The following is a 259-nucleotide window of genomic DNA, read 5'->3' on the forward strand; positions in this document are numbered from 1 at the left end:
GTACAGCAATCATCTACCGCATTAGCCCAATTAGATGGCAAGTTGCAAGCAATGTACTCAATAAAAGTTGGGGTGACTGCAGACGGTAAATACTACGGCGCAGGCATGGCGATCGGTATTGAGAACACACCAGCAGGTATGCAAACTCAGGTACTGTTTACTGCGGATAGATTTGCGATTGTGAATCAAATTACTGGCACATCGACCATTACCACGCCTTTCGTTGTCCAAGGTGGTCAGGTATTTATTAATAGTGCCG

At 45.6% G+C, this 259-nt stretch carries 1 protein-coding gene; it reads left to right on the forward strand.

Annotated elements, in window-relative coordinates; translation table 11 throughout:
- A partial coding sequence (locus B4920_RS26830) for a DUF1983 domain-containing protein (protein WP_139379716.1) occupies nt 1–259 on the forward strand: 259 nt, incomplete at both ends.

Origin of the sequence: Zoogloea sp. LCSB751 (genome assembly GCF_002028455.1) — a bacterium.
In the GTDB taxonomy this organism is placed as follows: Bacteria; Pseudomonadota; Gammaproteobacteria; order Burkholderiales; family Rhodocyclaceae; genus Zoogloea.